The sequence below is a fragment of the Flavobacterium sp. genome (genome assembly GCF_043760115.1).
Classification (GTDB): domain Bacteria; phylum Bacteroidota; class Bacteroidia; order Flavobacteriales; family Flavobacteriaceae; genus Flavobacterium.
The window spans coordinates 18,069-34,088 of record NZ_JAYUPK010000017.1 but is presented as its reverse complement, the minus strand read 5'-3'; the positions used below and the strand labels follow the sequence as shown (position 1 = coordinate 34,088).

General features: G+C 26.4%; 15 protein-coding genes. All 15 read right to left on the bottom strand.

Annotation, left to right across the window (positions count from 1 at the left end):
* Positions 1-42: 42 nt before the first annotated feature.
* A complete protein-coding gene (locus ACH2BC_RS01245) occupies positions 43-2,037 on the bottom strand; it encodes a polysaccharide biosynthesis protein (protein ID WP_395052129.1) in 1,995 nt (664 codons plus the stop codon).
* A gap of 52 nt (positions 2,038-2,089) precedes the next feature.
* Positions 2,090-3,229, bottom strand: a complete 1,140-nt coding sequence (locus ACH2BC_RS01240; protein WP_395052128.1) for a DegT/DnrJ/EryC1/StrS family aminotransferase — start codon at positions 3,227-3,229, stop codon at positions 2,090-2,092.
* Complete coding sequence (locus ACH2BC_RS01235; RefSeq protein WP_395052127.1) at positions 3,222-3,842, bottom strand: acetyltransferase; 621 nt, start codon at positions 3,840-3,842, stop codon at positions 3,222-3,224. The genes ACH2BC_RS01240 and ACH2BC_RS01235 overlap by 8 nt, the downstream gene beginning before the upstream one ends.
* On the bottom strand, positions 3,832-4,434 hold the full coding sequence (locus ACH2BC_RS01230) for a sugar transferase (RefSeq protein ID WP_395052126.1): 603 nt from the start codon (positions 4,432-4,434) through the stop codon (positions 3,832-3,834). Before ACH2BC_RS01230 ends, ACH2BC_RS01235 begins: the two co-directional genes overlap by 11 nt.
* Positions 4,427-5,581, bottom strand: coding sequence for a glycosyltransferase family 4 protein (locus ACH2BC_RS01225; protein WP_395052125.1), 1,155 nt, complete (start codon positions 5,579-5,581; stop codon positions 4,427-4,429). Before ACH2BC_RS01225 ends, ACH2BC_RS01230 begins: the two co-directional genes overlap by 8 nt.
* 30 nt (positions 5,582-5,611) lie before the next feature.
* Positions 5,612-6,286, bottom strand: a complete 675-nt coding sequence (locus ACH2BC_RS01220) for a class I SAM-dependent methyltransferase (RefSeq protein ID WP_395052124.1) — start codon at positions 6,284-6,286, stop codon at positions 5,612-5,614.
* 39 nt (positions 6,287-6,325) lie between these two features.
* Positions 6,326-7,324 carry a glycosyltransferase family 2 protein gene (locus tag ACH2BC_RS01215; protein ID WP_395052122.1) on the bottom strand — a complete coding sequence of 333 codons (999 nt, stop codon included), beginning with the start codon at positions 7,322-7,324 and terminating at the stop codon, positions 6,326-6,328.
* Positions 7,302-8,279, bottom strand: coding sequence for a DUF6625 family protein (locus ACH2BC_RS01210; RefSeq protein ID WP_395052121.1), 978 nt, complete (start codon positions 8,277-8,279; stop codon positions 7,302-7,304). The genes ACH2BC_RS01215 and ACH2BC_RS01210 overlap by 23 nt, the downstream gene beginning before the upstream one ends.
* On the bottom strand, positions 8,280-9,206 hold the full coding sequence (locus ACH2BC_RS01205) for a glycosyltransferase family 2 protein (RefSeq protein WP_395052120.1): 927 nt from the start codon (positions 9,204-9,206) through the stop codon (positions 8,280-8,282).
* Positions 9,206-10,225, bottom strand: a complete 1,020-nt coding sequence (locus tag ACH2BC_RS01200; RefSeq protein ID WP_395052119.1) for an EpsG family protein — start codon at positions 10,223-10,225, stop codon at positions 9,206-9,208. The genes ACH2BC_RS01205 and ACH2BC_RS01200 overlap by 1 nt, the downstream gene beginning before the upstream one ends.
* Positions 10,226-10,307: 82 nt before the next feature.
* Positions 10,308-11,219 (bottom strand): hypothetical protein, encoded by a 912-nt coding sequence (locus ACH2BC_RS01195; protein WP_395052118.1) that lies wholly within the window; start codon positions 11,217-11,219, stop codon positions 10,308-10,310.
* Positions 11,219-12,649, bottom strand: a complete 1,431-nt coding sequence (locus ACH2BC_RS01190) for an MBOAT family O-acyltransferase (RefSeq protein ID WP_395052117.1) — start codon at positions 12,647-12,649, stop codon at positions 11,219-11,221. The genes ACH2BC_RS01195 and ACH2BC_RS01190 overlap by 1 nt, the downstream gene beginning before the upstream one ends.
* Complete coding sequence (locus ACH2BC_RS01185; protein ID WP_395052116.1) at positions 12,639-13,568, bottom strand: hypothetical protein; 930 nt, start codon at positions 13,566-13,568, stop codon at positions 12,639-12,641. Before ACH2BC_RS01185 ends, ACH2BC_RS01190 begins: the two co-directional genes overlap by 11 nt.
* Before the next feature lie 151 nt (positions 13,569-13,719).
* Entirely contained in the window at positions 13,720-14,922 is a 1,203-nt protein-coding gene (locus tag ACH2BC_RS01180; protein WP_395052115.1) for a glycosyltransferase, read from the bottom strand.
* On the bottom strand, positions 14,919-16,019 hold the full coding sequence (locus tag ACH2BC_RS01175; RefSeq protein ID WP_395052114.1) for a glycosyltransferase family 4 protein: 1,101 nt from the start codon (positions 16,017-16,019) through the stop codon (positions 14,919-14,921). Before ACH2BC_RS01175 ends, ACH2BC_RS01180 begins: the two co-directional genes overlap by 4 nt.
* Between the last annotated feature and the right edge of the window lies 1 nt (position 16,020).

The window sequence follows — 16,020 nt, the reverse complement described above, 5'->3', positions numbered from 1 at the left end:
TTAAAGATTTGCAAAGATATTAAAAGAGATTAAAATAACTATTTATTTGGTATAAACATAAGATTCCTTAACTTCAATATCTAACATTTGAAAAACAGAATTAAGACTTTTAAATTCTGGCACTAACTTCTTCATCTTAGTTACAGTTTTATCATTATTAGTTTCTTTGGCAGATACAATTAATTCGTCAATTCTTTTACTGATAATTTCAAATTCGTCACATACTTCTTCAGATATCATTATTTTTTCATGATGTGTGCTTAAATTCTTAGCAGAATCATTTAATAATTCTTCATACAATTTTTCTCCAGGTCGTAAACCTACAATTTTAATTTTTATATCTTTTTCTGGTCTATAACCTGCTAGACGAATCATTTTTTTGGCTAAGTCTATAATTTTTACTGGTTTTCCCATGTCAAAAATATATACTTCACCACCATTTCCCATTGAGCAAGCTTCTAGAACTAGTTGACAAGCTTCGGGAATTGTCATAAAATATCTTATAATTTCTGGATGAGTAATAGTTATTGGTCCACCTTCCTGAATTTGTTTAGTAAATAAAGGTACAACAGAACCATTAGATCCAAGTACATTTCCAAATCTAGTAGTTATGAACTTAGTATATCTTTCAGAGTTTAATTTAATGTGTTTATAGTGTTTAGATTGAACATACATTTCGGCTATTCGCTTACTTGCTCCCATAACACTACTTGGGTTTACAGCTTTGTCTGTAGAAATCATTACAAATTGTTCTACGTTATATTTTTGAGATAAATCGGCAACGTTTTTAGTTCCTAATACATTTGTAAAAATAGCTTGCGATGGATTTTCTTCCATCATTGGAACATGTTTATATGCTGCTGCATGATAAACTACATCTGGTTTTTTAGTTTTAAATATTTTTTCTAAAACATCAAAATCTCTAACATCTGCAATAACATTTTTAACATTAACACCATTGTTTAAAGCACTAAGTTCTAATGAAAGACTGTGCAAAGGCGTTTCTGCTTGATCTAGAATAATAATTTTTTTAGGATTAAAGTGCATTACCTGTCTAACTATTTCACTTCCTATTGAACCAGCAGCTCCAGTAACTAATATAGTTTTTCCGTTTAATCTAGAAGATATTGCTTTGGTATCAAGAACTATAGGTTTTCTTTCTAACAAATCTTGAATTTCAAAATTCTTTATATTTTTGGAAATTTCATTTACATCATCCCAATCAGAAACAACAGGAAGTGTGTAAACTTTAAATCCATATTCTATACAGTCATCTACAATATTCAATCGTTCTTCTTTAGACAAACTTTTATCTGCGAGTATTAATGCTTCAACTTTCATGTATCGCATTAAAACTGGAATGGTTTTTTTTATTTGTAGTATTGGTAAATTCAAAATTCTTTTGGTAGAATTTTGATTGTTTTTATCTATAAAGCCAACTAAAGTAAATCGTGCTGGAGTTTCAGATTTTAAGGCATTGGCAACTGCAATTGCATTGGCTCCAGAACCATAAATTATTGCTCTTATTCGTTTATTTGATTCGGTTTCAGTAAAAAATTTTTCAAAGGATTGCTTAACGATTATTCTGTAAAAAAACAGCAAACTAAATGATAATATGGCATTTATAAATGAACCTGTTGTTAAATAAATTTTATTTTTATTTAAAATTAAAAATAAAACATTTATAAACAATAAGACTATAAAGGTTGAAAACTGAGAGAAAAAAAGTTTTAAAGCATCAATATAAGAGGAATGTCTAATGATACCAGAGTAGGTTCTAAACAACCAAAAGAAAAAAACATTTACACTTAAATAAAATAAAACACCAAAATATCGATGTTCTTGTGGTAGGTAATTAATTTTTAAACCTTGTAATAAAAAATAAGTAATTACACCAGAAATAACAACAATTACCATGTCTAACATTAAAATTATCCATCTTGGCAAATAGCTTAAATTACTAAAGCTAAATCCAAAATTTACTTCTGGAAAACCTTTAAAAAATTTATACGGAAATTTTGTTTTGTCAGTATTCATCAAATTGTAAAAACCATTTAGGGAAGTAAAAATAATAAAAAAAAGTTGTTAATTATATCTTAAAAGAATTTATTGCATTTTGAATTCGCTCCTTTTCATCATTCTTAAGATTTGAACCTGATGGTAAACATAAACCTATATCAAATAAATTTTCGCAAACTGAACTACCATAATAAGGATAATCTTTAAAAACTGGTTGTAAATGCATAGGTTTCCACAATGGTCTACTTTCTATATTTTCTTTTTCTAAATGTAATCTTAAATTTTCTCTATTTTTTTCTGAATTTTTTTTAGAATTTATTGTTATTGAAGAAAGCCAATGATTGGAAAAATAATCAGAATTTGGTTCAGAAAATACTTGAATTTCTTCATTTTCTTGAAATAATTCAGTGTAAAATTGATGCATTTCTCTTCTTTTTTCAATATGATTGTCTAAAACTTCCATTTGTCCGCGACCAATTCCTGCACAAATATTACTTAATCTATAATTATAACCAATTTCAGAATGTTGATAATGAGGCGCATTGTCTCTAGCTTGAGTTGCTAGAAATATTGCTTTATTTTTTCTTTCTAAATTTTTAGTTACAATTGCGCCACCACCAGAAGTTGTAATAATTTTATTTCCGTTAAACGATAATACTCCAATATCGCCAAATGTTCCACATTTTTGACCTTTGTATGTACTTCCTAATGCTTCGGCACTATCTTCTAGTATTGGAATTTCATATTTAGTTGCAATAGTTTTAATTTCTTCTACCTTGCATGGCATTCCGTATAAGTGTACTGCAATTATTGCTTTTGGTTTTTTACCTAATTTTATTCTGTCTTTTATTGCTTCTTCTAATGCATTTGGGCAAATATTCCAAGTTACAGGTTCGCTATCTACAAAAATTGGTGTTGCGCCTTGATACGCGATAGGATTTGCAGAAGCAGAAAAGGTAAACGACTGACAAATAACCTCATCGCCAGCTTTTACATCTAATAAAATTAAACCTAAATGTAACGCTGCAGTACCAGAACTTAATGCGGCAACAAAAGAATTATTACCAATATAATTTTCTAAATCTTGTTCAAATCCTGTAACATTTGGCCCAAGTGGAGCAACCCAATTGGTATCAAATGCTTCATTTACATAGTTTAATTCATTTCCGCCCATGTGTGGAGAGGAAAGCCAAATTTTAGAATTACTCATTATTTGTCTTGTATTTTATTATTTTTCCTGGATTGCCCACAACAACTGCATAATCTGGAACATCTTTTATAATTATTGCACCTGCTCCAACTGTTACCCATTTTCCTATTTTAATTCCTTGAATAATTGTGGCTCCAATTCCAACATGTGAACCTTCGCCAACAGTTACATTTCCTGCTAAAGAAACTCCTGGAGAAATGTGAGCAAAATTTTCTATATGACAATCATGTTCAATAATTGCTCCAGTATTTATAATGCAATGTTTATCTATTTTAGCTTCTGGATTTATAATTACACCAGCCATAACAACTGTTCCTTCGCCAATAGTTGCAAATTTAGAAATTATTGCTGTTGGATGAATTGCTTTTAAAAAAATGGCATTTAATTTACTTGACAACACTTTTCTAACTCTATTGTTTCCGATAGAAATTATACAATTATTCAAATTTTTTAAATCGAAATTTATTGTTTTAACAATTGAAATTCCAAGAATGGTTTCATTTTTAGGATTGTCATCAATAATTGCATCAATGGTTACAGAATTACTTTTTAGTATGTCTATAATAACTTTGGCATGACCACTTGCTCCATAAAGAGTAATTTTATTTTCCATCAAAAGGTTCTATTGTTGCAGCATTTTCGGCATTAATTCCATCACTTTTTACAACTTTTAGTATTGTTTTTAAAATTATTTTAACATCCAAAATAAAGGAAATATTATCAACATACCAAACGTCGTATTCAAATTTTTTATCCCAAGATATTGCATTTCTGCCGTTTACTTGTGCCCAACCAGATATTCCTGGTTTTACTTCGTGTCTTCTATTTTGAAAATTATTGTATAAATGTAAATAGTTTGTAAGTAATGGTCTTGGTCCAACTAAACTCATATCGCCTTTTGCAACATTTATCAATTGCGGAATTTCGTCTAATGATGTTTTTCTAACAAATTTTCCAACTTTAGTTAATCTAGCAGCATCTGACAATAAATTTCCGTTTTTGTCTTTCTTATCGTTCATGGTTTTAAACTTGATAATTTTAAAAACCACACCATTTTTTCCCGGACGAAGTTGAAAAAAAAATGGTTTACCATCATTAGCAATAAAAAGTAAAATTGTAATTATTATAAAAACTGGAAGTAGTAAAACTAGACCAATTAGACTAGAAGTTATATCAAAAAAAGGTTTTATAAAACTTTTATACATTTTTCAATAACGTATTATATTCGTTTAAAATTTCATTCCAAACTAATTTTTGATCGTATTTACTTTCTATATTTTCTCTAGCATTATTTTTCAATTTTTTATACAAATCTGTATTCTCTATTATTAAATTCATCGCTGCAAAAATAGCATTTTTGTCTTTGACAGGTATTATTAATCCGTTATGATTGTGTTTTATTATTTCATTACAACCATTAATATTACTAACAATACTTGGTAAACCCATTGCTCCAGCTTGTAAAACAACATTGGGAAATCCTTCTCTATAACTTGGAAAAACCAAACAATGTGCAATAGCTAAAAATGGTCTAATGTCTTCTTGGTAACCCAAATTTCTAATATTAAAATTAGTAAAAATTTCGTTAACCGTATTTGGAAAAACTGGATTTAATTGTTGTTCAAATGGTCCAACTAAAATTAGTTTTACATTTTTTCTTTGCGATGTTACATTTACAAATGCATCAATTAATTCATTTAAACCTTTGTCGGCAACTAATCTTCCTATAAAAATAAAAACAAAATCTGTGTCTAAAATATTTATTAGTTCTTTGGTCTTTCTATTATCTTGGTAAGTAAAATTATTGGTGTTAAAATAATCTAAATCAACTCCATTTACATTTCCGTTGGCAATAATATTTAGCGGTTTTTTGGTGATTTTATATTTTAACAAATCATTTTTAACTCCATTTCCTTCTGGATATACATTGGTTGCAAAGTGACACAAAATTTTATCCATTGCAATTAAAAGTTGTCTTGAAAATCCTGTTTTAGTTGGAAAAATTAATCCAGTAAAAGTGTGAATTCTAACTGGAACTCTGGCAAAATAGGCAGCAATCATAGTTAATAAACCAGCTTTAGGTGTAATTGAATGTACTAAAATTGGTTTTTCTTTTCTAAAAACATTGTATAATTTAAACAATGAAACGATATCTTTTAAAGGTGCAATTTGTCTTTGTAAAGCAACTTCAATAGTTTTTACTTTTTCTCTTTCTCTAACTTCTTTTAAATGTTTGTCTTCTCCAGAAACGGCTATTACATTAAAATAATTGTTTAAAAAAGACAATTGTCCTTTTAGCAATACATCTAATGAAAGTGCTACAGTTGCGGTTCGGATGATTTTTTTTTTCATTAAAATTAATTTTTATTGTTTAAAAATTAATTATTTTGCATGAACCATTAAAGAATAACCACCCATAAATCTTGAGTTAAAATTTTTGCCCAATATAAAATCAAAAAATATTCTTGCCGGCAATAAAAATCTGTTTACTTTGGTTATTGATTGTAAATATCCTTTGGTAATTTTAAAATTAACAATTTCATATCCACAATCTTCTAATGTTGCAATTGCTGTAGATTTATTGAAATAATGTAAATGTCCAACACTTCTTCGCTTTTGTGGATAATTATTAGTAATGTCAGATAAAGCACACATATCTAAAGGAATATGAAAAATAAAATTTTTAGCAAATGGTTTTAACTTTCTTAAAAAATCATAATGATTTTCTACGTGTTCAAATACATCAATTAAAAGTAATACATCATAATTTCTTGTTGATGTGAAAAAATCTTCATTAGAAAATTTAATTTTTTTATCTCTTTTTGCCCAAAGGTGATGAACATTTTCTGTAATATCAAATCCAAACAACTCTGCATTGGGATAATTTTTTCCAATATTTTCTAAAATTTTTCCTGCACCACAACCAACATCAACTACCGATTCAAATGCAAATTTCTCTAACATCATTTCCATTTGTTTAAATTTCCAATCGGAATCATTTTCATGCCAATTCGGATTTTTATCTAGATATTCTTCATTAGTGTATATTTCTTTCATATAATAATTAATGCGTTTGATAGTTTGTAAAAATAGTGATTATTTCAACTTTTCCTTGAAATTGTGCAAAATTGTAATAATTAATGCTGTAAAATCTAATCCAAAAGTTACTTGTAACATTCTTAAAAGTTTTAATTTCTTAGATTTAACATAGCTTGTAACTTTAAAACTGTTGTCAAGTCTAGCTTTAAATTTTATTTTTTCTTCTTTTGGAAGTTTGTAATATAATAAATGTGCTGTAAAATAATAATACCCTAAAATGTGTAATAATGAATTGTTTAAAACTGTAGTATTACTCATTAATTTATCTTGCCATTTTTCTATAATATACAACAAACTATTTACACCGAGAACTCCTGCAGTAGCAGTTACTGAACTTGGCTGATTTTTTCTATATATATAATTATGATTATTTACAGCATCGATTTTAGAAATAGTAGTAAAAACTTTTAGTATCCAATCTATATCTTCGGCTATAATTTTAGTTTTAAATTCTAATTTATTATTTTGTATGATTTTAGATTTGGTTGCAAATATCCAAGCTGAACCTGGAAACAAATTATTTTGAATTAAATATTCTATTGTTTTATCAAAGTTAAATTCTTGAATTATCTCAAGATTATAGTTTTCTCTGTAGGTACTTTCTTTGTTAGTTTTTATGTCAAGACTTCTTCCTGTATACAAAATTAAATCGGCATCATTTTTTTCTACTGCACTATTTAAATGAAATAATAAATCTTTGCTTTCTAAATAATCATCGCTATCAATAAATAAAATATACTTTCCTTTAGCATTTTTTATTCCTTCATTTCTTGCAGATGATGCGCCGCCATTTTCTTTATTAATTACAATTACTCTATTGTCATTATTACTAAAAGTATTTGCAATAAATAAAGAATAATCTACAGAACCATCATTTATTAACAGTATTTCAAAATCTTTAAAACTTTGATTTAGAATAGAATATACGCATTGTTTAAGATGCATTTGTGCATTATAAACAGGAATAATTATACTAAATGTTTTTATTTTCTCCATAAAAATAGTTTTTATGCTTTAATTTATATTTTAAACTATTCCATTTTACTTTTAAAAATTGTTTATTATACCATTTAGGTTTGTAGAATTTATTAAAATTAGCAATAGTAATTTCTTCATTTAAAGGTAAAAACTCGTTTTGAGAAATAAGAATTCTATTTGGAAAAACGTCTTTAAAGTTTTCAATCATAGTTCGTTTTTGCAAATGAATATATAAAAATTCTTGCTTTTCAATTGTGTTATTATTAAAAATATATCTAAAAATTGATCCATCTTCCCAAGTAAAAAGTTGCTTTTTTATTCCATCAAAATAGTAATTATTAGTTTCATAATTATAAATTGATAATCTAAAATTGGTATGATACGAATCTATATCTGCAGCTACATTTTGCAATAGCATTGAATAATTATTATTTTTAAAAATAATATTGATACTTTTATTGAACTTTTCATCAAATGCAAAACCTATTGGATGTGTAAATACAGTTTTATAACGTTCTTGATTGTTTATTTTTTCAAGAAATCTTACATTATTTTTTTCTTCATTTTTATATAAAGTTAAATGACCAAAAGTAAATACTTTATCATAGTTATTTATTACATCAATAAATATAAAGTTATCAAATTTTCCCCAAAGAATATCTGGATCACAATGTCCCCAAAAATCATATTCTTTAATATATTCTTGAAATACTAAACCAAACGAAGGACGAAAATCGCAAAGTTTAAATGGTGTTTCTAGACTAATTTTAAAATCAAAATTAAATTGAAATTGCTCTTGTATTTCTTGAAAAGTTTTGTAAATTAAGGTTACATTTTCTGGATAAATATAGTTTGTTTTATCATCTGTAATCAATAACCAATGAATATTTTTATTGCTTTTGATGGTATTCAAATGCAAATTGAAATAGTTAGGAAATTTTCCAAAATAAGGTAAAATGAGTACTATTTTCATTTATTTTCTCATTCTAGTTAATTGATTGTTTTTATAAATTGTTAAAAAATATAATGCTATTCCAAAAGGAATGGCAAATGTTACTAAAAATTTATTAGAAACATTTTTCCAAACATTAAATTGTTTTAAAATTAAACACGAATTAATATAATGAACCGATTGTGTAAAACGAAGTTTAAAACTTGGCGCCATTTGCAACATCAATTTTCTTAAATGCTGAAAACCTTTTGGATTTTTAATGTATTGACTAAACATTGATGCACTAGATCCATTTGGAAGATATTCTACAATACAAACTGGTTCATTTAGAATTAAAATGGTATAATCTCTTTCTACAAAATGTTGTTTGTAATATAAAGAATAGTATTTTTCGTTTTCAAAAACTGGAATTTTTGGATATTGATTAAGAATTTTTGTAACAGAAATAAATTTTTTATCACCTTTAATAGTTACCGTTTTCTGGTTATTTTCTCCATAAAAAATAGTTTTGCAACCCCAACCTTTAAAAGATTTTAAATCGTTTGGAAATTTTTCTCCAATAATTTTTCCTTGTTTGTCTATATCTAATGCATAAATTCCGCCACAGGTTTCATTTCCATTTTGCTTCCAAAATTCTAGAATTTTTTCAACTCCATCATCGGTCATCATATCGTCAGAATCTATACAAACATTTAATTCTGTTTTTAAATAATCGTAAGCTGTGTTGTGAGCAGTATGCATTCCGCCATTTGGTTTAAATACATACTGAATTTCAACTTTGTTTTCATCAATCCAAGTTTGTACTAATTTATCTGTAGCATCAGATGATCCATCATCAATTATTAACCAGCAAAAATCTTTATTATCTTGTCTAACAAGACTTTGGTACAAATCGCAAAGACAAAATGCTCTATTAAATGTTGGAGTAAAAACAGTTATTGTTTTCATTATTTTTCTAAAATTACATTTAATAAATAGGTAAATGCGAAGTATGCTAAAACTATAAAACCAACAATTCTATGCTGATTCTCAGAAAATTTACTTTTTAATAATGGATAAATTATTACTAAACCTAATAAAAACCATGATAAATAAGCAAATCTGTTGCTGTATGATGCTCGAATTACTAAAATCCAAAAAGCATTAGCAATTATATAGGTATTGCAAATTAAAATATAGGTTTTATCATCAAATTTTCTTTTAATTATATAATACCAACCGGCAAAAATACCCGTTGTACTATACAATAAAAAATCCCATCTAAAACCTGTTACTAATTTTACACCTTCACTAGCTTGATTTATTCCACCTAAATATCCATCTAGCTTTTCATCTCCAAAACCTAATCCTAAAAAAAAAGTTTCCCAAAAAGATCCTAATACTAATGACAATGGAATTGCAAGAAACCATCCCAATAAATAAAGTTTAGTGTTAGAAAATTTTGAAACAATTATACAAACTATTATAGGAATTATTAATGATTTATGAATAAAAATCATAATTACAAATAGTACTGATTTAGAAAGCCATTTATCTCTTGATACAGCAAAAATAAATAATGAAGTTGCAATACCATTTCTAATACCATTTACACCATAAGCAAGAAAGGAAAACGAAATTACAAGCATTAAAAAACCATAAAACCAGAATTTTTTAAAAAGTTTTTTAGATGCATAATACAATGGCAAAACATACAACAAAATACACACAAAGAAAAAAACTGATGCAGTTGAAAATTTAGCGAAAATATATTTAAAACATTCAAAAATAAAATCTTTTTTTCCATCAAATGAAGCTCCAGTTGCGTAACGTTGAAATTCATTATAATAAATTACCATATCGCCAAAGCGGTAATTTAATGGTCGCAAACCAATAAATAAAATTAAAATAATCATTAAAAAAACTCCAAATAAATTTTTCCAACTAAGATTATTACTGTTTTCAATATTAGAGCTAAGACTTTGCATAAATACTATAATTACTACTAACAAAATAAAATTGTAGTATAATGAATTAAAGTATTGTATAGGAAAAAAAGTATTCACGTTTTTAATTATTATTTTTAATAGAATCGCACAATGCTTTGGTAAAAATTACACCTCCAAATTTATCAATGTGATTTCCATCATAGGTTGGATAAATATTATTTTTAGAAAAATTAAAATAAGAAACTTTTTCTTTTTTAACAATTTTTTCAATATCTGTATCAAAGTTAGTCCAAAATTGTTCTTCAAGATTTAATAATTTAGAATCTACCGGCATTCTCACTAATACTACTTTTCCGTGAGATTTTAAAAATACTATAAGTTTTTGCAATTCTTGCATTCTATATTCACATTTTTTCCATCTTATAAAGAACCCATTATAAATTTTTATTTGATTTTCTTTCCATCGATTTAGTGTTATAGTATCTTTAGGAAGATTTTTTTCTTCCATCCAGCCATCTTTGTGTAGTTCTGAATTTTGTTTTATCAATGCTTTGAAATGAAAAAAATTAAAATTTTTAAAGAAATATTCAAAATTTGGATTCATAGATACAAAGTTCATATTGTGTGGTGGATGATTAGCTTCTGAAAATATTTTTTTTTCAAAATTATCATTTTCTCTTTGTGCCAACAACCAAGGATGAACAGTTAAAATATATAGTCCATTTTTAGTATCTAATTGCATTTTGTCTTTTATACTTTGAGTATACAACTCGCCATAAGTTGATTGTGAAATTGTAAAACTGTAATTAAACATTGGTAAATTAAACTCGCCATTATTAAAGTAATCGTCAATTACTTTAGGTTGAATACCTTGAAAACTTCTAGAATCGCCAATAATAAAAGAGGCTTGTTTAGGTGTTGTAAATTTTAAATAAAAATAGTCAACATTACCACCATATTGTATCAAAATAAATGATAAGATTGCAGTTAGCAAAAATGAAAAGAGTACTAATTTATATAGAAATTTTTTCATTAAAATTGAAAATAGATAAACGAATCAGAATTGGCACCAAATAGTAAAATTATAACAAAAATAAGCAAGTAGATAAACCATCTAAAATAAGTATTGGTAACATTTGAAAGTTCTAAACCGTGTTGCTTTTTTCTTTGAATCCACTCTACAACTAATAAAATAATGATAAAAATAAATGGTTTTACATCTACTTGCGGCATTCCATAATTAGATAAATCAAATAATTTTGCAACATAATAGAATGCTTCTTTTACTGTTGCTGACCTAAAAAATATCCATGCGATAGTAGTCACTGAAAAAGTAAAAAGAATTTGTAAAATTTCTTTTATTGAAGGAAAAAAGGAGTTTTCGGCAACAATATTGGTGTTTTTTCTATTTAATTTAAAAATTACTAATGGTAAAATAAATAATGCATTTATGGTTCCCCAAATGATAAAAGTCCAATTGGCACCATGCCAAAAACCACTAACGATAAAAATAATTAGCGTGTTTTTAACTTGCATCCACATACCACCTTTGCTTCCACCAAGTGGAATATAAAGATAATCTCTAAACCAAGTAGAAAGTGAAATGTGCCATCTTCGCCAAAACTCGGCTATGTCTCTTGAAAAATATGGAAATGCAAAATTTCGTAATAATTCTACTCCAAATAAACGTGCTGTACCTAATGCAATATTAGAATATCCTGAAAAATCTCCATAAATTTGAAAAGCAAAAAATACTGCTCCAATTGCCAATGATGTTGCATTGTGATTTTCTTGATTTTTAAAAACTTCGTTTACAACAATGGCACAATTATCAGCCACAACAATTTTCATAAATAATCCCCACAATATCTGGCGTAGACCATCTACTGCTTTTTGATAATTAAAAAAACGCTCTTTCTGGATTTGTGGTAATAAATGGGTCGCTCTTTCAATTGGTCCAGCAACTAAAAGTGGAAAAAAACTTACAAAAACAGAGTAGTCTACAAAATTTCTTTCTGGTTTTATTTTATCGTTATAAATATCAATTACATAAGATAGTCCATGAAATGTGTAAAATGAAATTCCTACTGGAAGAATTATATTTAGTGTTGTAAAATTGGCATTCATACCAAATTCTGATAATAAAGTTGCAAAAGATGCTATAAAAAAATTGTAATATTTAAATACTCCAAGAAAACCTAAATTTATTGAAATACTAAGCCAAAACCAAAACTTTTTTAATTGTGGTGTTTTAGCTTCGTGCATTTTTATGCCTGTAAAATAATCTAAAACAGTAGAGAAAACTAATAAAAATAGAAAATGCCAATTCCATGATGCATAGAAAAAATAACTTGAAACAAGTAAAAGTATATTTTGATATTTACTATTGCCTTTAGCTACAAACCAGTATAGTAAAAATACAATTGGTAGAAAAAGTAAAAAATCAAACGAATTAAAAATCATTATTGTAGGTTTTTATTTTAGAATGTAATTTTAGTTTTAAAGTATTTTTAATCATTTTGGTAAACACTTTTGCACCTTCATGATTTAAATGAACATCATCGGCAAAAAATTTTTTTTCCATTAAATAATTTGAATAATTAAATAACGTAGCATTAGGAATTTCTTCTTTTGCAAAAGTTATATATTTATTTAGATAGGGTTTATCAACACCAACAACTTCTTGATTAAAAGGAGTTGCTATCAATATAATTTTTATTTTTTTATTGGTACAATAGTTATAGATTTTTTTTAAATAATTTAAATCTGTAGTGGCATATTGTGTTTGTTTTTTTTGCAAAATCGAAGCAGGTTTTTCTGTATTACTTTCTCCTAGCTCGTGAAATAATGCTTTATAACCTCCAATTCCAAATTTATTAATTGGATTTTTTTTGTAAATTCTAAATAAATGAGAAGCATTTTTAGCAACTACTTTCGGATAATTTTTTATCAACTGTAAAGGTGCAATTTTGGCAAAATTAAATAGGTCGGAAGATTCAAAAAGAAAGAAATGTAAGGGTAATTTAAATCCATTTATACTTTCATCAACCAACCAATTATCTTGAGTTTTAGTTACATTGTGCGGTGCATAAGCTAAAAATAAAGTATCAATTTGTGTGTTATGAGGAATTATTTTTTTTAATTTTAAATAAGAATAAAAATAGGTATCTGCACTTTCTGAAAGATTTATTGCATTATTAAAAACTGTATCGTTAAGAGCACATTGCGTTTGAGAATCGCCCAGAATTAAAATGTTTTTCTTTGAACTAAAAGTGTAATTAATTTTAGAATTTATAATAAAATTTGAGACTAAAATTACTACAATTACACCAGAAGCAATTATAAAACAAAACAATAAAAAACGTTGTAAAAATGTTTTCATTTATTAATTCATTATTCTAAAATAAAATTAAATAAATCTTTTTATCATTTAGTAAAGCCATATTTTAGAGAGTAGTTAAATTAAAAAAAATATTAACAAATTTTAACAAATAAACAAAATTTCAAATTAAAAACATAATTTAAGCAGTTATTTAGCTTAAATACTGCTTTGCAACTTGCTCTAAGTTAAATTTTGAAAGCAAAATAGTACTACTTTCAGTTAGTTTTTGTTTAAAAACCGTATTCTCTAAAACCAATTTTAATGCCTTAGAAAAGGTAATTTCTTCATAGGTACTTGTTTCATCAGTAGGAATTGATAATTCTCCTTTAAAAAAATTAGGCGTAATAATTCCACTTTCTGTATAAATACAATTTTCTATATTTTTTTTTTCAAAAGCACTCATTAACTCTATAATTCCATCGGTACAATTGGATGAAACAATTGGCGTATCTGTTGCAATTGCTTCAACAATTACATTAGGTGTTCCTTCATAATAAGAAGTTAAAGCCAACACTTTTGCACGTTTTAAGTACTGGTATGGATTGGATTTTCGACCAAGAAAAACTACACTAGATTTTATATTTAATTTTTCTACAAGAGATTTAAGATACTCTGTAATTGACTGATCACCATCGCCAATTAAAACTAATTTAATTTTGTTATTTTTATTTTCTAATAAACTAAATGCTTTTATCAAATGCCAAGGTGCTTTTTGGGTTGACATTCTTCCAAGAAAAAGCACAACATCATTAGTAAACAATTCGTTTTCTATAGAAGATTCTATTGGAATTGTGGCTAACTTTTCTATTTCTGCAACATTGTGTGGATTGTAAATTACTTGCAATTTATTTTTAAATTTATATCCGCAGTTTTGTATTAAATCAATTTTAATGGCTTGACTGATGCAAACCACTTTATCAAAAAAGAAATAACTACTTTTAAATGCTAGTTTAAAAACCGTATTTAAAAATGATTTACTTACAAATTCTACACTTTTTAAGGCATGAATACTGGCAATTTTAAATTCTGATGTAAAACTTAACGAGCTAAAAACATTAGCCATATCACCAAAAGCAATAGAATGTGTACACTTATTTTGTTTTATTATTTTACGAATTAGAAACGGAATTTTAATGTAAAACCAAAATCGTTTTGCAAACGACATTTCATAAAAATCGATAGTAGACAAAGCAATTTCGTCTTCACTAAAATAAATTATATCAGATTTTAATTGAATAATTTTTATTGCTTTTACGGTATAACCTTGTGCTTTATAATGTGTATAAAAATTTAAAGCCAAGCGTTCCATACCACCAACGCTACCGTAAGGCATTATTAAAAGAATGTTTTTCATTGTAATAATTCTTTAAATAAATTATCCCATTGTGGCATTATGTTTTCTGGCAAATAGCGTTTTACATTTTGTTTAGCAGTTTTACCCATTTCAATTCTTTGACTTTCATTTTCAATTAAAAATAATAATTTTTCGGCAAAAGAAGTAGTATTTCCGTTTTCTACTAAAAAACCATCTTCATTATTTTTTATTATCTCACTTGGACCACACGGACAATTAAATGATACACATGGAAGTCCGCATGCCATTGCTTCTATTAAAACCATACCAAAACCTTCAAATCTTGACGAAAATGCGAATATTGATGATTCTAAAAATTTCTCTTCAATGTTTTTTACTGGTTCATAAAAACTCACAGAATTTTGTAATTGTAATGTTTTTACTTGTGATACTAAATCTCCAGAAGTTTCAAAACTTCCATAGATTGACAATTGCCAAGAAGGATGTTTTTGATTTACAATTTGCCAAGAATTTAACAATCTATCATATCCTTTTTGAACGCCTTGTTTGCCAACAGCAATTACTTTTTTATTTTGCAATGTTGATGATTCTTGCGGATAAAAAGATAATGGATTGGAAATTACTATTAAGTTATCCAATTTCCATTCTTGCATATTATCATTGGTTAACACTACAAATTTATCAAAACTTTTAGCTAAATAATTCATCGCTATAAATTTAACTTTAGAAGATATTAATTTAAAAATTGAAGGATTTAATCCAAGTTCTATAATTTTAGAAACGTGACGTTCATAAATAATTGGAATTTTTTTATTGATAATTTGTGGTAAAAAAAAAGCTTTTAAACCATCATCGCAAACTGATATTACATCTGGTTTTACTATAGAAATTGTATCTTGTATACCTTTACAATATTTTTTTAAATACTGAAATGAATTTCCTGTTACTGAAATATCGTGAATACTAATTTTTGAACTAAAATTGTAAAATACAGATGCATTATTATGGTTTAAAACTAAAATATGAACATCATAATTTAATTGTTCTGCAAGATAACTTGTTTTTATTGCAAGAACACGTTCTAGTCCGGCAGCACCTTTTATTGCGTTAGTTATATAGAGTAATTTAGTTTTCATT